17 protein-coding genes and 1 tRNA gene are annotated in these 18,927 nt (G+C 60.4%); 8 read left to right on the top strand and 10 right to left on the bottom strand.

Translation table 11 applies throughout. The features are described 5' to 3' along the window. Positions 1 to 184 precede the first annotated feature (184 nt). Both H7688_RS22130 and H7688_RS22125 read left to right on the top strand, forming a co-directional pair. Positions 185 to 562 (top strand): response regulator, encoded by a 378-nt coding sequence (locus tag H7688_RS22130; protein WP_183363434.1) that lies wholly within the window; start codon positions 185 to 187, stop codon positions 560 to 562. Positions 563 to 652: 90 nt separating this feature from the next. Then, positions 653 to 727, top strand: a tRNA-Gly gene (locus H7688_RS22125). Positions 728 to 899: 172 nt separating this feature from the next. Here the strand turns inward: H7688_RS22125 and H7688_RS22120 are convergent. The 8 genes from H7688_RS22120 to H7688_RS22085 all read right to left on the bottom strand — a co-directional run bounded on the left by H7688_RS22120 (position 900) and on the right by H7688_RS22085 (position 7,490). Next, positions 900 to 1,331, bottom strand: a complete 432-nt coding sequence (locus H7688_RS22120) for a hemerythrin domain-containing protein (protein WP_183363433.1) — start codon at positions 1,329 to 1,331, stop codon at positions 900 to 902. Between the two features lie 64 nt (positions 1,332 to 1,395). Continuing rightward, on the bottom strand, positions 1,396 to 2,310 hold the full coding sequence (locus H7688_RS22115; RefSeq protein WP_183363432.1) for a transporter: 915 nt from the start codon (positions 2,308 to 2,310) through the stop codon (positions 1,396 to 1,398). Positions 2,311 to 2,339: 29 nt separating this feature from the next. After that, the gene (locus H7688_RS22110; RefSeq protein WP_183363431.1) at positions 2,340 to 2,777 is read right to left on the bottom strand and encodes a rhodanese-like domain-containing protein; all 438 of its coding nucleotides are present in this window, start codon (positions 2,775 to 2,777) and stop codon (positions 2,340 to 2,342) included. Positions 2,778 to 2,801: 24 nt separating this feature from the next. After that, positions 2,802 to 3,551 carry a cytochrome c biogenesis CcdA family protein gene (locus H7688_RS22105; protein WP_183363430.1) on the bottom strand — a complete coding sequence of 250 codons (750 nt, stop codon included), beginning with the start codon at positions 3,549 to 3,551 and terminating at the stop codon, positions 2,802 to 2,804. An 11-nt stretch (positions 3,552 to 3,562) separates the two neighbouring features. After that, a complete protein-coding gene (locus H7688_RS22100; protein ID WP_183363429.1) occupies positions 3,563 to 4,069 on the bottom strand; it encodes a peroxiredoxin family protein in 507 nt (168 codons plus the stop codon). Positions 4,070 to 4,165: 96 nt separating this feature from the next. Further along, positions 4,166 to 6,043, bottom strand: coding sequence for an aryl-sulfate sulfotransferase (locus tag H7688_RS22095; RefSeq protein WP_198424520.1), 1,878 nt, complete (start codon positions 6,041 to 6,043; stop codon positions 4,166 to 4,168). Positions 6,044 to 6,108: 65 nt separating this feature from the next. Next, positions 6,109 to 6,816: a protein-disulfide oxidoreductase DsbI gene (dsbI, locus tag H7688_RS22090; protein ID WP_198424519.1), complete on the bottom strand. Its 708-nt coding sequence runs from the start codon at positions 6,814 to 6,816 to the stop codon at positions 6,109 to 6,111. Positions 6,817 to 6,827: 11 nt separating this feature from the next. Beyond that, on the bottom strand, positions 6,828 to 7,490 hold the full coding sequence (locus H7688_RS22085; protein ID WP_183363428.1) for a thiol:disulfide interchange protein DsbA/DsbL: 663 nt from the start codon (positions 7,488 to 7,490) through the stop codon (positions 6,828 to 6,830). A 584-nt stretch (positions 7,491 to 8,074) separates the two neighbouring features. Here H7688_RS22085 and H7688_RS22080 point away from each other — a divergent pair. From H7688_RS22080 to H7688_RS22070, 3 genes are all read left to right on the top strand, one after another. After that, on the top strand, positions 8,075 to 9,814 hold the full coding sequence (locus H7688_RS22080) for an ATP-binding protein (RefSeq protein WP_183363427.1): 1,740 nt from the start codon (positions 8,075 to 8,077) through the stop codon (positions 9,812 to 9,814). Then, the gene (locus H7688_RS22075) at positions 9,811 to 10,473 is read left to right on the top strand and encodes a response regulator (RefSeq protein ID WP_183363426.1); all 663 of its coding nucleotides are present in this window, start codon (positions 9,811 to 9,813) and stop codon (positions 10,471 to 10,473) included. The genes H7688_RS22080 and H7688_RS22075 overlap by 4 nt, the downstream gene beginning before the upstream one ends. 362 nt (positions 10,474 to 10,835) lie before the next feature. Continuing rightward, positions 10,836 to 11,099, top strand: coding sequence for a hypothetical protein (locus tag H7688_RS22070; protein ID WP_183363425.1), 264 nt, complete (start codon positions 10,836 to 10,838; stop codon positions 11,097 to 11,099). Positions 11,100 to 11,222: 123 nt separating this feature from the next. On the opposite strand, the gene H7688_RS22065 is transcribed toward H7688_RS22070, so the two are convergent. Then, positions 11,223 to 11,534 (bottom strand): hypothetical protein, encoded by a 312-nt coding sequence (locus tag H7688_RS22065; RefSeq protein ID WP_183363424.1) that lies wholly within the window; start codon positions 11,532 to 11,534, stop codon positions 11,223 to 11,225. 555 nt (positions 11,535 to 12,089) lie between these two features. Here H7688_RS22065 and H7688_RS22060 point away from each other — a divergent pair. Together H7688_RS22060 and H7688_RS22055 are read left to right on the top strand one after the other, a co-directional pair. Next, complete coding sequence (locus H7688_RS22060) at positions 12,090 to 13,469, top strand: sigma-54-dependent transcriptional regulator (RefSeq protein ID WP_183363423.1); 1,380 nt, start codon at positions 12,090 to 12,092, stop codon at positions 13,467 to 13,469. Positions 13,470 to 13,621: 152 nt separating this feature from the next. Continuing rightward, positions 13,622 to 14,050 (top strand): cytochrome c, encoded by a 429-nt coding sequence (locus H7688_RS22055; RefSeq protein WP_246329924.1) that lies wholly within the window; start codon positions 13,622 to 13,624, stop codon positions 14,048 to 14,050. Between the two features lie 71 nt (positions 14,051 to 14,121). On the opposite strand, the gene H7688_RS22050 is transcribed toward H7688_RS22055, so the two are convergent. Further along, entirely contained in the window at positions 14,122 to 15,138 is a 1,017-nt protein-coding gene (locus tag H7688_RS22050; protein WP_183363422.1) for a metalloregulator ArsR/SmtB family transcription factor, read from the bottom strand. Between the two features lie 474 nt (positions 15,139 to 15,612). Between H7688_RS22050 and H7688_RS22045 the strand changes: the two genes are divergently transcribed. After that, a complete protein-coding gene (locus tag H7688_RS22045; RefSeq protein WP_183363421.1) occupies positions 15,613 to 18,756 on the top strand; it encodes an ATP-binding protein in 3,144 nt (1,047 codons plus the stop codon). The last annotated feature ends 171 nt before the right edge of the window (positions 18,757 to 18,927 follow it).

Raw genomic sequence — 18,927 nt, 5'->3', positions numbered from 1 at the left:
GCCGAGGTAAGGAAAGGGTCGCTCAAGGCTTCCGAGATTCTTGGTACTATTTCATTTTTGCCGTTGACTCTGTTTTTTCTCTGACATATGCTGCGTACGCTGTGTCGGCGAGGGGGTTGTGTTTGGCGAACCTGCCGAAAGGCTGGCAAGACTAGCGCGAACGGAAAAGTCCGTGGGGGCATGCATGGCACTTAAGGATGTCAGGGTACTCATAGTTGACGACGAGGTCTTCTTCCGCAAGGTGTTGCGCGATATCATCGGCAAGATCGGCTTCACCATAGTCGGCGAGGGGGCCGACGGCGATGAGGCGGTACGCCAGTACGTCGCCCTGCGTCCCCACATCGTCATCATGGACATCTACATGCCGGAGAAAAACGGCATCGAGGCAACCCGCGAGATGCTGGCGCTCAACAAGAACGCCAACGTGCTCATCTGCAGCGCCTCCGACTACGACAGCGACACCCAGGCAGCCCTCGATGCGGGAGCCAAGGCGATCCTGAAAAAGCCCTTCGTGCCGCGCGAGATCTACGAGACCGTGAAGAAGGTTTTGGGAGGGAAATAGGGGAGGGGCTGCGGCCGCAGAAAAAATCTCCGACCTGTAACTTTTGCTTGACTGCCACCGGCGGTTTTGCTATAAATCAGGACTCGTTGAGCGGGAATAACTCAGTGGTAGAGTGCAACCTTGCCAAGGTTGAAGTCGCGGGTTCGAACCCCGTTTCCCGCTCCAAAACAAATTCAAGGGATCCTTCGGGATCCCTTTTTTGTTACCCGGTCTGTCCCGCACCTAGCGCACCTGGTCTGTCTGTGACAGCTACGCTCTCCGCCTGAAATCGTTCCGTTTCTGTTCCAGCCTCTCTACCTTGCCCGGCCGTTGGTAAACCATCTTCTGTCTGACTACCTCAGGGGCCTGTCTGCGGCACCAGCGTGCAGCGCACCACCGAGCTTGATACCATCCCCATCAGGTGTTCTCCCAAGGCATGGTCGTGGGTACCGATGTGGCGAAACACGATGCTGCGCAGGTCATAGAGATCGTGCAACGTATCGGTGGTGCCTGACCATCGCCGGCAAAGGCCGGCGATGGCTTTGCAGATCCTGACATGGTCCTCTTCATGCTCAGCGGTGTCGGGGTAGTTGGTGCCCCGCATGGCGTCGTACTCGGCGCGGGCGTGCTCGATGATATTGACCAGGAGATGTTTCAGCCGGTTTTCCACCAGGTGCAGGCGACCACCCTCGGCGTCCCGGACGGCGTCGTCGATAACGGCGATGACCCTGAGAAATCTGCTGTCATACCCATACCCGTGATCACCCCGCTGCTGCCCGTGCTGTTCCATTGAGCGTTCCCTCTCCAAGGCCTTTTCTCCAGCTGAACACGCCGACTGCCGCCGGCCCCCTGTCCTACTTAAGATCGAACGTCTTGCTGAGTTTCAGCTCCACCCGGTATCCTTCGGAGGGGGTATTCGCCTCATACCAGCGGGCGAAGGGGAACATGGTCGCCAGTCCCGCCGCGAATCCCCATGGCTTGTACTTGAACGCCACCTTGGGCCCCGCATACCACTCGTTCTTGGAATCGTTCTGCTTCAAGCCGTTCTTTTCGCTGCTCGCGTTCCAGTCGAACTGCGATTCCGCCCCGATGTCGAAGTAGTTGTTCACGGCGACTCCCCAGGCGGTGGTGCTCCGGAGGTAGGTCGGCTTACGGTAGTCGTGGGCCCCTTCGGTGAAGGTGTAGACGTGGAGCTCTTGGTCGAGGCGGTGCGAGCCTGCCGAGTAGGTAAGGCCAATGGCACCGCCGGCACCCCAGGCGTTGTTGCCGACGAAGTCGACGCTCTTATTGCTGACATCCGTCGTCGGTACCACGAGGCCGAGATCCACCGCCAGGTCAAAGGGAGCCCCCTTCGCTTGGTTCATGAGCACCTTGTGCAGCGCGATGCCGGTGTCGCCGATCCAACCCAGGTGCTCCCCCTTGCCGGTGGCCAGGTTCTTTTTGTGCACGTCGTAAAGGGGGGTTGCCGTGCGGATGTCGAGCCCCTCGGTGATGCCGTAGCGCAGTTTCACCACCCCGACCTTCTTGGACAGCCTGACATTCTCGTTCACCTCGCGGTCGCCCTGGCGGGTCCCGTCGGTCTCGCAGTTCTGGTAGTTGAGCAGCACACCAAGCTTCCCCACGGGGAAACCGGTGCCCGCCGGACCGAAGGCGGAGATGGTCGGGCCGAAGGGGAGGGGGACGGCAGGTGCCTCGGCGCCCCAGGAAAGTCCGGCGCAGCTGCAAAGTGCTGCAAGGGAAAGCGGGATGATGCGCTTGCTGAATTTCATGACGTGCTCCTTTTGCTGTGCGGCAGCGCTTACTGCCGGATGGCGATGAATGCGTTGTCCTTTTGATACGGCACCAGCTTGATGCCAGCTTCCCTGGCCCGGGTTACGCCGCCGTCGATGTTGGTCACCGAGGTAAAACCCTGCTGTACCAGGTACCTGCTGACCTTGTCCGAGCGGTTGCCCGTCCTGCAGAGGAGGGCGATTCTGTCGTTCGGTTTGACGTGCTGCTGCAACGTGGCGAGAAACGCTTTGGCATCGTAGCTCATGTCCTCACGATAGAAGGTCAGGCCCAGGGCACCTTTCACGACCCCCGTCTCCCGCCACTCCTTTTCCGTCCGGATGTCGATGATCTTCACCCCCGACGCCAGGAGTTCCGGGGTCAAGGGGGCATAGTGAACCGTACCCGCAGCTAGCACCGGCAACTGGCACAGGGAAAGAAGCAAGATGGCGAATATCACTGTTTTCATGGCGAGAACCCCCGGTATTGATACTCAGCCCCCCATGGGGAGCCACCTATAGAGCAACGTCGTCAAGTCACTGAAGAGGCCGAAGAAGAGTAAGATCCCAACCGCCATCAAGAGCATGCCGGTGCAGAACTCCATCTTCCGGATGTGGGACCGGAAGCGCTTGAAAAACTGGAGAAAACCGTGGAACAGCACTGCGGAGACGAGGAACGGGATCCCGAGCCCCGCCGCATAACTGGCGAGCAGCAGCATGCTCGTGACGGTCGAGCCCGATGTGCCGGCCGCCATGGCGAGGATGGCGCCGAGTATGGGACCTATGCAGGGGGTCCAGCCGGCGGCAAAGGCAATGCCGACCAGGAAGGTTCCCGCAAGCCCCCCCGGCTTGTTCTGGATCTGGATCCTTTTCTCCCCGAGCAAAAGGCCGAAGTGGAAGATTCCCGTCATGTGGATGCCGAAGAGGAAGATGAGTAGCCCACCCGCCCGCTGCAGCCACGCCAGTCCGTCCTTCATGACTGTCTGGAAGGTGGCGGAGGCGGCCCCGGCCAGGGCGCCCATGGCGACGAAAACCGCCGAGAACCCGAGGACGAAGACCAGGGAGTGCAGCGCCACCGTCAGCCGTACCTTTGCCCCCGGTTGCGCCTGCTGCACCTCCCCGAAGGAAAGCCCGGTGATGTAGGTGATATAGGAGGGGATCAGCGGCAGTACACACGGGGAGAAGAAGGAGAGAAACCCGGCGGAAAACGCGATCCAGAAGCTGAGTTGCGGGCCGAAGTCCATGTCGGTCTCCCCTACAACGTCTTTAAGTAACTGACGACCTTGGGCGCATCCCACTCGATCCCGCCGGTCACCCGCTGCCGGATGATCCCGCTACGGTCCACGATGAAGGTGTCCGGGAGGCGGTTGGCTCCGTAGCGTTGCTGCACCTGCCCGGCGGCATCGCTGAGCAGGTCGAAGGAAACCCGGGTGCGGCGGAACGCTTCGGGGATGTGCTTTTCCACGTTCACCGCGAGGATCACCAGGTCCCCTCTGGGGAACGCCTTGATCAGTCGGTCCATGGAGGGCATCTCGTCGCGGCAGTAGGGGCACCAGGAAGCCCAGAAGTTCACCAGGACGATCTTGCCGCGGTACTGGGACAGGCTTTTGCTCTCGCCGGTCAGGGTGGTCAGCCGGAAATCCGGAGCGGCCGAGCCGACCCGGACCGGGCCGGCGTCGCCCCGGGCTCCCCCCGGCGCGGTCGCGGCGAGCATGCTGAGGGCGATAAGGCAGGCGCAGATGGTGCGGAACAATCGGTTCATGGTGACAACCTCTCGTTGGTGCGGTTTCGCTGCGGTACTTGTTTTAATACCTCAGGCTGAAGGAGCTCCCTCAGCCTGAGGTGTGCGGCAGATGGGTTACTTGGTGAAGGCCTTGTCCACGCTGAACGGCATGGCCTGGTAGCCGGTCGTATCCTTGAGCTGGATTTCGACCGCCGGCTCGGTGGAGCCGTAGTTGAACTCCATGATGTAGGGGTTGGGGTCGCTCTTGAAGGCGCCCGTCGTGATGTCGAAGTCGGCACCGGCGGTCGCCGAGTAGACAAAGACGGAGTCCTTGTCGGTCTGGTACTCGGTCAGCGAGGTCACCGGGCTGTACCAGCCGTTGCCGCGCTGCTTGCCGAATTCCCAGACCTGCTCGATGGTCATCTTCTTCTGGTCGATCTTGTAGATGACGGCGCGGGAGTACTTCATGCTCGGCAGGGCCGGCTGCTCCATGCCGCGGCTGTCGCCGTTGTCAAAGACGCTCAGGAAGAGGATGTCCCCCTTGGATTTGCTGTCGATCTTGAACGCGGTGTGCTGCGTCCAGGTCCAGTCGAACCCCCCCTCGTCGTTCTCGTAACCGGGGCACTTGGAGCCGCCGCTTTGGCACTCGATCTTGTTCCCCTTGGAGTCGACCGGGGTCAGGAATTTGCCCTGATATTCCTTCTTCCACCCTTCCGGGCTCCCCAGGATCCACTTGACCTCTTTGTCACGGCCGATCTTCACCACCGCGGACTGGTGGCGGGAGCTGATGATGATGGAATCGTCCTCGGCGTCATGATCGACGCTGTTCACGTGGGCCCAGTTGCGGCCCGGACCGACGCCGACGATATCCCCGAACTTGTCGCTCGCGTCCTGCTTGGCGAGCTCCTCGGCGGTCATGGTGTGACCGGCCTTGCTTGCGTCGATGTTCAGGCAGACCGCCCCCTGGTCGAGCACCTTCATGTTGATGTCGCGGTACGGGTCGAGGATGTCGAAGAGGCGCCACTCGTCCTTCACAAGGCCGGTTGCCGGCTCGACCTCGATGATGACGTCACGCACGGTGCGGACGTTTCTGCCATCGGGGCGCTTCAGGTTGGAGCTCGCCACCCGGAGGAAATAGTTGCCGTTGGGGGAGTTGTCCATGGAGTGGGAAAAGTCGTTGTAACCGGCGGGGAGCTCGCGGTTGAAGATCGCTTTACCCAGAATGTCGTACTTCACGTAGCGCTGGCCGAAGCCCCAGCTCATGGCGCCGTCGCTATTCTGCTTGAAGCCCATCATGACCCCGGCGTTGTAGATCGACTTCAGGTCGTAGATGGTGTCGGCTTTCATGTACCAGCGGACGTCACCCTTGGTGTCGACGATGAAGTTCTGCGGATAGTAGTTCCACTCGAGGGCACCGCCCGTGGGGTTGTTCCAAACCGCTCTGGTCCCTTTGCCCGCCTTGTGCAGGAAGTTGTTCACGAAATAGAGCCGGTCACTGAACTTCTTGTCGACCTTCTTCACCTCGGCGCTGGAGAAAAGCGCCGCTTTCAGGGTCTTGGTGGCGTTGGGTTCCGAATACACGGGGGGAGCGTAGAGGGTGTAACTTTCCTTGGCCTGCTCCCACTTCCCGTTGAAGAGCTTCGAGTACTGGACCTCGACCGTGTTTATGTAATCGGCGTAGAGGCCGAATACCGGGATGCCGCCGTGGGTCAAGAGGTGCTTGGGGGCGACCCGGTAGCTGATTTCCTGCCCGTCCTTCTTCGGGACGATGCGCACCGTGACATCCTTGAGGACGTAGCCGCCGTTCTTGATGACTGCGGTCAGGGGGGCGATGTCGTAGGGGTTCATGACGACCTCGCCGAGTTTCCCCTGCACCTGGTAGTCGACTTTCGCGCCGCTCGCCCCGCCGATCGCGAGGGCCAAGGTCGGGGCCGCCACCCCGATAAGTGCAGAGCACAACACGATGCGCGCCATTCTTCCTGTTTTCACCACTGCAGCTTTTGGACAGTTCATGCCTGTTCTCCTTTTGTTATGTGTGTGAGGCGGCCTTGGCCGTCCCTCACCGGGGAAGTGTGCCGTTAGGCCAGCTTGCCATGGCAGCTGGCGCTCGCCGTCTGTGCTGCAGTCTGGCGCTTGCGCACCAGTGTCACGATCCAGCAGGCTGCCGCCACCACCAGGAAGAGGAGGATCACGCCGAAGGTGATGACGGTGCACTGCGCCATGTTCATGAAGTGGGCGGGAGGCCAGAGGTACCACCCCTCGGAGTAGAAGTCGGTGATGGCCTTCTGTAGCGAGCTCAGTTGGGCGCCGTCGGGAATGATCGGGTTGTCGTAACCGCAGTCGCCCGTCGGCTTGAACCATTCCGGAGACCACTTATCGAGCGGCAGATGGAACGGGAAGGTCGGCTCCGGCGAGCACCCCTGCACCCCGAAGAGGTCGTCGCTGTGGGCGGCGTGGTGGATCTTGTTGAGCTTTATGCTGTAGAGGACCCCCTTGAAGCTCCCCCAGATGGCGAACAGGTAGCCGACGATCTTAAACCCCGGGTTCGAGGGTTTGAGGGCCGCGACGATGCCGCCGAACGCCATGGCGAAGAAGGCGATCCTGATATAGACGCACTGTTCGCAGGGTCTCATGTAGAGCCAGATCTGGAACACGGAGTGAGCCAGGATGACCATGAACAGGCTGAGCACTGCCATGAAGATCCAGAGAAAACGTTTGTCCTGCCACTGGCTGATGGTTCCTATCGGGTTCGACCTGACGTTGCCGATCATTTCCGAGAGTTTCACGGCGCACCTCCTTATTTGGTCTTTAACTCGTTGATAAGCTGCAGCATCCCGTCGATGGAGGTGATGTTCTTGGTCATGATGAGGTACTTCCCGTTGACGACGAAGCCGGGGACACCCTGGATCTTGGCGACGTCATAGGACTGGTCCCACTCTTTCAGGAGTGCCTTGACCTGGGGATCGTTCTTCGCCTTGTCGAACTCGGCCTTGGTCATGCCGACTGCGTCGAGACCGGTCTTCAGGTAGGCATCGGGGCCCGCATCCCAGCGCTCCTTCTTGTCGTGGTAGGCGGTGTAGTAGGCCATTTTTGCCTTCTTCAGGAGGGATTTTTCGGTGTAGAGATCGCGGTCGGAGAGGCCGGCCTTCTGATCCTTGAGGAGCAGCACGGCAAAGAGCTCGCTCCCCTGGACGCCGTACTTACCCTTGGTCTTCAGATGGAAGGGGCGGAACTTGAGGTCTCTGGGAAGCTTGGGAACCAGGTTCGGGGTGATCTTTTTGTCGTACTTGTAGCAGAAGGGGCAGTCGTAGCTGAACACCTTGATCAGGGTTCCCTGGGCGTTGGCGATCGGTTTTGCCAGCTTGACGTAATCGGTCCCTTCGGTGAAGGCGAAGCTGGTGCCGGCAAGCAGGGCAACCAGAGCGAAACTCTTCAGAACGGTTTTGGCGAACGTGAACATGATGTCTCTCCTTTGTGACGGTTGATGGTTACTGCGGATCCTGGCCTCGTTTGGCGTCGCTTGACGGGTGATGGTGGTGGCTCCCTCCTTTCCTCCTGGTGCCGTCCTGTGCTGGTAAATTGAACTTTTGCGACAATTGTGTTGCTCGAAACGGTTAACGGTTTTAATTGGTAGCATAATCTGCTTTTTGGTTTATTTAACAAAACCAAAATGCAGGTGTCAAGTATTTTTTTACGATTTTTTTTACTATCGACGTTGGGACTGCGTGGAGGGGCGTGTGACTGCTGGGTGTGCTCGGGAGGAAATGGCAGGCCCTGGTTGGAAAAGCATCGTGATAGCCGGAGGTTGTGGAAGGTAACCGGGGTGCTTGCCGAGCCGGGGAGGGTGGCTTCCCGAACGTCTGGGGGGCACGGGCAGGGGGGGCAGAACGGTGGCTGCGACTTTTGGGTTTACAATTTTTGGTATATTGAAGTAAACTAAATCCGATTTTCGCTGCCGCCCCGCCAGCCCCGGGGAAACTTTTCAGCTACGCCGGAAGCGTCGTCCCGCCACCAGGAGCGAACAGTTTTGACGAGGGTGCCTCAATGAAGAAGTTTCTCGAAGCGAGTAAAAAGCGGATCGTCATCGTCACCTATGTGCTGCTCTTTTGCATGTTCTGCTTCTTCTCTTTTATGGATCTGCACAAAAGGACGTCCGACTACGCCTTTTTCGCCAACAAGATCAACACGTTCATCAAGAATGCCCACGACAGCGAATCCGAGTACCTCTGCTCGCGCCTGGTCAACTACGTAAGCACCATTGCAAAGGAGAAGAACTTCGCCGAACTGTTGAAGGCAGGCGATACCAAAGAACTGGAGAAGGTGGCCCAACCGATCTTTCATGACTTTGGAAAACGCTACGTCCCGATCATCTCGGTCCTGATCTATGACGGCAGGGGAAAGCTCAGATACCATATGGTCCCGCCGTCCATCGTGCACGAGCCCCAAAAACTGCGCCCCCATGTGGGTATTGATGCCTTCGCCACCAAGAAATACACCTACGGGTACGAAACCAACATCGTTCCCCTCTACTTCTGCACCGTTCTCCCGGTGCGGGACGCTCTTTCGAAGGTGGTCGGAACGGTCGAGATAGGTGTCGACCTGTCGTTTTTCCACTACAACCTTAAATGGTTTTTGCACGACGTCAGGACCGCGATCTTTTCCGGCGGGAGACTGCTGGAAATCGACAGGGGAAACAAGACCGATTCTGCTGAATTCGTCTATGACTACTACAAGCGGTTGAAGAGTAACGACGCCGAGTTCTTCAACCAGTTCAAAGACAGGATCGATTTCAGGCGGACCAAAAACGACATTCAGCTTGGTGACAAGTACTATCTTGTCAGCACCTCGCAGATACTGCGAGACAACAATGGCCGGGAAGTCGGCAAGTACCTCGTCGCCTACGATATGACCGAGTTGCGGAACCGGCACTGGGGCTATTTCTACGTCTGGCTGCTGTTCTTCGCCATCACCGCCTGCGTCATGCTCTGCATCAACCTGGTCGGGTTCAGAAAGTACGAGCACATCATCACCGATCAGGGTAAGATGCTCGCCCAGCGTTCGAAGCAGTGCGCCCTTGGGGAAATGCTGGGGCATATCGGGCACCAATGGCGGCAACCTCTCTACAACCTGTCCCTGATCGTTCAAAATATCGGGGTGCTGAACCAGTTCGGCAAACTGGACGACGCCCTGCTCGGCAAGCAGATCACCCAGGCGAACCAGAACATCGAATACATGTCGAACATCATCGACGACTGGCGTTCGCTGCTCATGTCGGGGAGCAGTCGGACCCTGATCGAGCTCAAGGGTTCCGTCGAGCGTGCCATCGCCATGGTGGCACCGGTCATGGAGCAGAGCCGGGTGACCATCGTGAACCGGATCACCACGCCGGTGCACACCATGGGGTTCGTGAACGACCTGGTGCAACTGACCATAAACGTGCTGCTGAATGCGCGGGACCAGCTTTCCCTGGTATCGGGTGAGCGGTTCATCCTGCTCTCCTGCAGCGAGGAAGCGGCAGGGGGAGTGACCGTCACCTTCCAGGACAACGGCGGTGGTATTCCGGATCACCTGCTCAAACGTATCTTCGAACCCTATGTCACCACCAAGGACAAGGCCGACGGCACGGGACTTGGGCTCTACCTGTGCCAACAGATCGTCGAGAATCTGGACGGGGGAAAGGTCTGGGCGGAAAACAGGAGCTTTGAACTGGATGGGGAAACGCGGAACGGCGCCTGCATCTGTCTGCAGTTCACCAGAACAACCGAAGGAGGAAAATCGATATGAACGTCACCGCCTTGCAACAGATGACGGTGCTTTTTGTGGACGACGAGGAGACTGCTCGGGAGCAGATGACGATGGTCCTGAGCAGTTTTTGCAAAAAAACGATCTGTGTGGGAAGTGCCGACCAGGCCCTGGTCGCGCTGCAGGAGCACCATCCGGAAATTGTACTCACCGACATCCGCATGCCAGGCTCCTCGGGGCTCGAGCTCCTCAATACCGTAAAACAGAAGGATCCGGCGGTTGCCGTCGTCATGGTGTCGGCCCATTCGGAATCGGAATACCTTTTGGACGCCTTTCGCTACAAGGCCGATGGCTATCTTTTGAAACCGTTCAACTTCCATGACTTGCTCGAACTGCTCTCCGACCTTGCCACCAAGAAGGTGGCCGCAGACCGGGACCTCGGCAGCGGTCCGGAGAAGAAGGAGTTCGTCCTCAAAATTCTGGGGACCCTCGGAGGAAGACGCGCCGAGATCATGGAGTACGTCATCAACCATCTGGATGAGGATAACCTGTTCCGCGGCACCTACGATGAGGTTGCGGAGGCGCTGAGTGCCAGCAAGCCCACGGTGGTGGCGACCTTCCAGATCATGCTGGAAAAGAAGGTGCTGACCCGGCTCAAGTATGGGACCTACCGCCTGAACCTGGAGGAGCCCACCGACTGAGCCGACCCCGGCCGGGTCAGGACGTGCGGTTAACGGTGGATAGAAACACGCTGTCCTGTCTCTTTGTGCTGCCCGTTTGTACGTACCTCTCTTCCAGCGCTACAATTACAGAAACGGCCATGTCACCCGACATGGCCGTTTCTGTTGTGCGTCGCTTTCATGGTCTTCGGTGAGGCCCAAGATGCTCACTTCGGTGTTCCTCTGACAGGAGAATTCTTCGGTGACCTTCCCTGTGACTTAGAGGTATACTAAAGGTGTTAAGTTGCTGCAATGTCGGGTTTCTTTACTGACTGTGCACTCTTGACTTCGGATGTTTCAGTGCTAATCCTTAATAGGTAGTCACACTCTCAGGAGGTAGAACAATGAAGAGCTCAGCATTGTTTGTGATTGCAGCCTTGGTTGTGTCGAGCAGCGTACCCGTATTTGCAAGTGACAAAGATGAGTGCCTGCTCGCATCCAAAAACTGCAAGGCAGAAGTGGACAGCCTTCAGCAGAAGATGAAAAAGCTGAATGGCGAGATTAAAAAGGGTACCAAGGTGTACAGCGCCGACGAGCTTAGAAAACTCAACGACAAGCTCAAAGAGGCCAACGCGATGCTCGACGAAATGATGAAGCCGGGCAAGTAGTGCTACCCTCCGCTAGCTGACGGACTGACGGCAGCCGCAGCGCCCCTTCTCCTTCTCCTTTGGCGCACCGGCTGCCGTAAGTCTGCCCGCAGGGGTGTCAGCCCCCACCACGTTAACCCCACGTCAGCTCAGGCAGCAGGAAGGTGCCCCCTGCTTATGGGCAGCCGCCCGCAATTGCCCCTGCAACTCCTTAAGCTCTCCCTCCACCTTGTCGACCTGGTGCGGGTCGATGGTGTCGTCACTGTAGAGGCGACGCAGCTCCAGATCTTTCGCCTTGACCGCCTGGGCCAGTTGGTCGACTGCCGCGCCGGTATGCTGTGCCGCCTGCTGCGGGCAGGGGCCGTTCTGGCAGCAGGAACCGCCGGAGGCCTGAGCAACTCCGAAGCTGGCTACGCCGAGGGTGAGGGCAAGTGCAACGATCAACGATTTTTTCATGGGTGTGCTCCTTTAGCTGGGATGTAAGGCGCCGTGGCCTTCGCCGATCTTCATAGCCAGCAGCGTGCCAGAATCGTGGAATTAAGCGCAACACGCCGTAACTACAGGGGAAGATGTCCTGGCTGGATGGGGGCGGCGCTACGGGGATGTGGGAATATGCTGCAGGTTTTCCCGGGCAGCTGAGAATTTTCCGCATTCGGTTCCGAGCCGGTGTCGTTTCGGTGGGAGCCTGCCGCATCACCATCCGCCCCCGTCACCCCCGCCCGGGCCCGCTACCCGTAGAATATTCCCCAAACCCCTGGGAATATTCTGCATCGAGGAGAGCTTCCCGTTACCCGGGGGAGCGAATTCCTCATGGATATCAAAGGGGTAGCTTCCGCTCCCTCCTTGGCATGGACCTTGATACTCCCCGGGAAGACGTTTCGACCGTTAAACCGGTTAACCTCTTTGCTATCGGGCGCACCCTTACAGCCCTCGTTCAGGGTGCGCCCCTATTTCTGCACCGCGTAGCGCGTGCCAGCAGGGAGGAGCCGACAGCACTAACTGGGAGTCCCCATGAAACACCACATTCTGGTCATCGACGACGACGTTTCCTTGCGCCGGGTCCTCGAGTACAACCTGGAGAGCGACGGTTACCTGGTGCAGACCGCGTCGAGCGGCGAGGAGGGGCTGCAGCTATTTCAGCAGAACAAGCCGAGCCTGGTGATAACGGACATGAAGATGACCGGGATGACCGGGCTTGCGGTGCTCACCGCGGTTAAGGAGCGCTCTCCCGAGACGCTGGTCATCATCCTGACCGCCTTCGGCACGGTCGATCTCGCCGTCGAGGCGATGAAGGCGGGGGCGCACGACTACCTCACCAAACCCTTCAACCGGGACGAACTGCGCCTGACGGTGAAAAAGGCGCTGGAGTTCAAGGGGCTTGCCGAGGAGAACCGCCGGCTCAAGGGAGAGCTCTCGGACCGCTCGGAACTGCGCACCATCGTCGGTTCCTCGCAGCAGATGGAGCGGGTTTTCGAGGTGGTACGCAAGGTCGCCGATACCGAGGCCGCGGTACTGATAACCGGGGAATCGGGTACCGGCAAGGAGCTCGTCGCACGCTCGCTGCACGCCAATTCCGCCCGTCGCGAAGGTCCCTTCGTGGCCATCAACTGTGCCGCGATTCCCCGCGACCTGTTGGAGAGCGAGCTTTTCGGGCACCTGAAGGGGGCCTTTACCGGTGCAATTCGCGACAAGATCGGGAAGTTCCAGCTCGCCGACGGCGGGACGCTCTTTCTGGACGAGGTGGGCGAGCTCCCGGTGGAGTTGCAGCCCAAGCTGCTGCGGGCCCTGCAGGAGAGGGAGATCGAGCCGGTGGGGGGGACCCGCACCCAGAAGATCGACGTACGCATCGTTTCGGCCACCAACATAGATATCGAAAAGGCCATCGAGCAGGGAACCTTCCGGGAGGACATCTACTACCGGTTGTCGGTGATCCCCATCCGGTTGCCGGCGCTGCGTGAGCGCCCGGGCGACATCCCGCTGCTGATCCGCTACTTCTGCAGCAAGCACGGCGGCGACAAGGTGACCATCGAAAAGGGAGCCCTGCAAGCCTTGGTCAACTACCCCTGGCCGGGCAACGTGCGGGAGCTGGAAAACACCGTGGAGCGCCTGCTCATCATGCGGGAAACCGACCAGATCCGGCTCGACGAGCTTCCGGGGAAATTCCGGGAACAGCGCGTGTCGGCGGCCTCGGTGCTGAGGCTCCCCGAGGGTGGCTACTCACTTGAACAGCTGGAGCGTGAGGCCGTGGTCGAATCCCTGGAGCGCAATTCCTGGAACCAGGCGGCTGCCGCCCGGTTTCTGCGCATCCCGCGGCACACCCTCATGTACCGCATGGAGAAGTACCAGATCGAGCTTCCGGCTGGAGCCAGGCGCGGCACAGCCGCTTCTTAGGAAGAGCGCAGAGCGGAACTTGACGGGCGGGAAGAACTCCACCGGGTATGGTCGGCGGGGCATGATTATTACAGATGGCTGCTTGCCTTTAGAGTGTGAGCACGGTAGATAATGACAGTGGTAGGTTCAGTTCATTCACGCGAGGGGGAACCATGAAGAAAATCGGTCGGATCATGACGTGTGCGGCGCTGGGTGTCGTTGCACTTGGCGGTATAGCGGCGGCGCACGGAACCGGGGAGCACGGCGGGATGAGCCACGATCCCCAGATGCAGAAGCTGCACGCCATGATGCCGATGTTCTCGGAGAGTTCGGCGCAGTTGGAGACGGCCCTGGCGAAGGGGGATCAAGCCGCAGCCGACCATGAGGCCGGCCGGATACTCGCCGCCATTCCGGATCTGAAGAAATCGCGGCCGCACCGCAATGTGAAGCTGAAAAAGGGGTTCGTGAAGCTGGCCGGGCAGCTTGGGGAACAGACGACGCAGGTGCGGGACCTGGCGCGAAAAGGGGAGTTCCCCGCGGCCCGCGCCGCTTTCCAGAAGCTCGAGGCCACCTGCGGGGAGTGTCACGAGAAGTACCGGTAGCGCCTGAACAGAAAAACCCGGCACCAGATGAGGTCGCCGGGTTTTTCTTGTTCACCCCTGGAGGTGCTCGATCAGTCCCTTGACGCGGTGCGGCGCCCCCGTTTTTCCTTTTCCCGCTCGAAGGCCTTCGCGCTGTTGTAGCCGCGCTCCCCGAATGGTTTCAGCTTCTCCAGCCAGCCAAGCTCCAGATCTGCCAAAAGTCGCTTCTCCTGCTGCCCCGGCTCTACCGGCGGCAATTGCTCCAGGACCTCGAATTCGAAATTCTCCGCTCCGTACTGCGTGAGCTCCCGTTTGAGCTCCTCGTTGAACACGATGCTCCCCATCTTGAGCTGGAAAAGGCGGCTGTTGCGCGCCCCCTCCAGGTTCGTGCTGCTGTCGACGAAGACCTTGCCGTTCGCCTTGTTGCGGATCTGGTAGACGCCGGGCTGGCCGCTCGTCTGCTTGTAGACCCGCTTCGCATCCGCCCGTCTGGTATCGTTTATCATCGTTTGGGACCTCGTTGGTGCGCCTCCGGAGAGCCGTGCCGGTGCGCTCAGTTCCTGTTCCCGCCAATACTCCGTAGCCTCGCGTTTGATGAGCCCCTCGTCCACCAAAAGCCGCCGGATGGTGCAGTAGTCGTCGTGCAGCGGTGCGATGAGGGCGGATACCTCCGTCTCGGAGTAGCGCCGTTGTAGTTCGAAGCGCAGGGCGAACTGCTCCAGGACGATGAGCCTCTTTTTATGCTGTGCCGGGAGTTTCTCCAGCACGCCGTTCACGAAGAAGGCGTCGAGTACCTTGCACCGGTACTGGTCCATGCGCTCGTCCTGCAGCTCCTTTCCCGCCGGTGTTGCCGAGACGATTTCGCGCAGGGTGGTGTCGAAGATCGCCAGGTTCGGCTCGATGACCAGGTAGTACTGCTCGCGGCGCGTGCTGACCAGCCCTGCCTGTTCCAACTTGCGCAGGTGGAACGAGACGGTGGAAGGTGCCAGGTCGTGGCGCTTGGCGATCTCCTCGACGTACTGGGGGCGCTCCAGCAACGAGTTGACGATGGCCAGGCGGGAACGGTCCGCCAGTGCCTTCATGATGGCGATGCTCTCTTCGCTTTTCACGGTACAACCTCCAATTCGATGTGTATCGAATTGATAGCACCGAAGCCGCCGTAGTGTCAATCTGTTTTTGTGTTTGTCGAAATGGTTTTTTCGAGAGGGGAGGGGCCTGCGGGGGTGCTGCTGCCTCTGCGGAATCTTGGGGGAAAACAAAAAAAGGGGCACCGTTATTACGGTGCCCAAAGGTCAAGAGGTGGAACGTGAGAACGTTTGTACGCCCCAAATGTGGAAGCAATAGGGACGCGGTGTAAAGAAATTCACCAAATGTGTGAGCGGTTTCTTTAAGCTCGCCACCTTGTCTGACTCTCACTTTCCTGTATCAGTTGTCCCCCCATTGTGCTATAGATATCACGGCTTTCCCGAAGGGGTGACGGCTTGACGGCAGGCGTATTTGTTAAGCCCTCCAGCCGTGCGGCCGCACAGTTCCCCTTCTCTCAGATCCTCGACTCGTCTCGATGCTGTGGCCTGAGGAGAACCATGAGCCCTAGCCAGTACAAACTCTTCCGGTATGCCGGAGCCGTGGCACTGGTGACCCTGGCAGTCCTGCTGCGCCATGCCCTGATGCCCCTGGTGGGCAGCGAACTCCCCCCCTTTTTCACCTTCTATCCTGCCGTCATGATCGCGGCCCTGGTCGGCGGGCCGGGTCCCGGCGTCTTTGCCACCCTGGTCTCGTCCGTCATCGTCAGCCTTTTCTATCTCCCCACGAACCTTTCTTTGGGTGTCGGCTTCCTGCGTGACATTTTGAGCATTGCGCTGTTCCTCGGCATGGGTGTCTTCATGAGCCTGGTTGCCGGGCGATACCGCCACAGCCGTGAGCACCTGCGCGAACTGGTCGACGAGCGTACCGAACAGTTGAACCAGGCGGTGGTGCAGCTCAAAAAGGAGGTGGCGGACCACCTGGCGGCCCGGGAGTCGCTGCGCCACAGCGAGGAGCGCTACCGGATGCTCTTCGAATCGCTCACCGAAGGGTTCTGCATCATCGAGGTGGTCTTCGACGAGAACCAGTGTCCCGTCGATTACCGGTTCCTGGAGACCAACCCGGCCTTCGAGCGGCTCACCGGGCTTTCCGGGGTCCGCGGCCGACTGATGCGGGAGTTGGCGCCGGACAACGAGGAGTACTGGTACGAACTGTACGGCGGCATCGCGTTAACCGGTGCGGCGGTGCACATCGTGAACTATGCCCGCGCCCTGGACCGCTACTTCGACGTGAGCGCCTACCGGGTCGGTGACCCCGAGAGCCGCCGGGTGGGGATCCTCTTCAACGACATAACCGAGATGAAGCGCAAGGAAGACGCCCTGAGGGAAAGCGAGGAGCGCCTGCGCCTTTTGGGGGACAACCTCCCCGACTCCGCCGTCTACCAGTACACCCACAACCCGGACGGCACGATCCGCTTTCTCTACATCAGTGCCGGGATCGAACGCTTGAACGGCGTGACGGCCGCGGCGCTGCTGGCCGACCCGCAGGTCCTGCACGGCCAGATCCTCCCCGAGTACTACGCCCAGCTTCTGGAGGCGGAGCGGATCTCGGAAGAGGAGTTGAGCGACTTCGACATGGAGGTCCCGATGCAGAGGCCGGACGGGGAGCTGCGCTGGATGCAGTTCCACTCGCGGCCGCGCCGGCTGGCCGACGGCCGGACCGTATGGGACGGGGTGCAGACCGACGTGACCGAGCGCCGGCACAACCAGGAGGAGCTCAGGGCGCACCGCCACGAGCTGGAACAGCGGGTCGAAGAGCGCACCCGGGAGCTGACCGAGGCGCAGCAGGTGCTTCAGGTTTTGAACGAGAGCCTGGAGCGGCGGGTGGCCGAGCGGACCCTGGAGCTGCAAAACGCCAACGACTCGCTCGTGGAGTCGCAACGTGCCGCCCTCGACATGATGGAGGACGCCGAGGTCGCCCGGCGCCTGGCGGTTGACGCCGGGCAGAACCTGCGCAAGCTCTCCCAGCGTCTCGACCTGCTTGCCGACACCGCGAGCCGGCTTTTGGCCAGCGACTCTCCGCAGGCGATCATTGAGGAGCTCTGCCGCCGGGTGATGTACTTTTTGGAGTGCGACGCCTTCTTCAACTACCTGGTCGACGAGCAGGCCGGGCGCCTGCACCTCAACGCCTGCGCCGGAATCGACCCCGCGGAGGCGCACCGGATCGAGTGGCTCGACTACGGCATCGCCGTCTGCGGCTGCGTGGCGCGCGACGCCCGGCGCGTCGTGGTGGAGGAGATCGCCGTGTCGTCGGACGCGCGGGTGGAGCTGGTGCGCTCCTACGGGATCCAGGCCTACGCCTGCCACCCGCTGATCTCCCAGGGGCGCACCCTGGGGACGCTCTCCTTCGGCACCCGCAGCCGCACCAGCTTTACCGAGGACGAGCTGCTGCTCATGAAGGCGGTGGCGGACCAGGTGGCCATCGCGCTGGAGCGCAAGGCCTCCGAGGACCGGGTGCTCCAGGCCAAGGAGGCCGCGGAGGCGGCCAACGAAGCGAAGAGCCAGTTCCTCGCCAACATGAGCCACGAGCTGCGCACCCCGATGACCGGGCTTCTCGGCATGTTCGACCTGATCCTGGACGGGCCGCTCGAACCGGAGCAGCGCGGCTACCTGCAGACCGCCTGCACCTCGGCCCGCTCGCTGTTGCGCATTCTGAACGACATCCTCGACCTCACCAAGATCCAGGCCGGCAAGTTCAGCGTCCTCGAGGAGCCCTTCGAGCTGCGCGGCTGCCTGGAGAATATGGTGAACACCCTGCGGCCGACCGCGCACGCCAAACGCATCGCCCTTACCTGCTCGTTCCACCCGGAACTTCCCGACCTGGTGCTGGGCGACCAGGTGCGCCTGGTGCAGGTGCTCACCAACCTGACCAGCAACGCGGTGAAGTTCACCGAAAAGGGGCAGGTGGCGCTCGAGGTAACGGCGGGGTGCGGCGCGGCCGGGCGGGAGCTGCGTTTCCTGGTGAGCGACACCGGGATCGGTATCCCCGCCGAGAGCCGGTGGCAGCTCTTCCAGCCCTTCACCCAGCTCGACGTCTCGCACTCGCGCAGATTCGGCGGGACCGGCCTGGGGCTGGCCATAAGTAAGGACATCGTGGAACGGCTGGGGGGAAGCATCGAGGTGGAGAGCGAGCCGGGGCAGGGGAGCCGGTTCACCGTGATGCTGCCGCTCAAGGAGGTGAGTGTGGAACAGCGCGCGGCCTGCCAGATCGACGTTGCAGCGGCAGCGGCCCCGAAGGCATTTCCCACGGGGCAGCCGGGGGGGCGGCTTTTGGTCGCCGAGGACGACAAGGTGATCCGGCAGTGCCTCAAGGTGATGCTGGAGCGCGCCAACTTCGAGGTGGACTTTGCCGAGGACGGGCAGCAGGCGGTGGACATGTGGGGGGCGGAGCGCTACGACCTGGTGCTCATGGACGTCCAGATGCCGCGCCTGAACGGCTTCCAGGCCGTGGAACAGATCCGGGAGCAGGAGCGCCGGGCGGGTGGTCATACGCCGGTGGTTGCCATGACCGCACACGCCTCCAAGGAAGACCAGGAGAAGTGCCGGACTGCCGGGATGGACAACTACGTCTCCAAGCCGATTGACTTCAAAGAGACCCTCGGGCTGATCCGCAGGGTGATCGGCGAGAACCCGCGCAGCTCGTAGGATGTCAGAGAAGAGTGCAACGTAAAAAGGGGCGCCGGTTTGGGGCAACGCCCTTGCTTAAAGTGTTGAAACGGTGACCCTGTAAAGAAACAAAAACTCCCACTATTCCTGATGTTAAGGAAGGTGGGAGTTTTTGTTTTTCTTCGGAAAATATCTTCCCAAGGATTTTGA

The organism is Geomonas limicola (assembly GCF_014193675.1).
In the GTDB taxonomy this organism is placed as follows: Bacteria; Desulfobacterota; Desulfuromonadia; order Geobacterales; family Geobacteraceae; genus Geomonas; species Geomonas limicola.
Note: the sequence above shows the minus strand (reverse complement) of the source record. Positions and strands in the feature narration are given on the sequence as shown.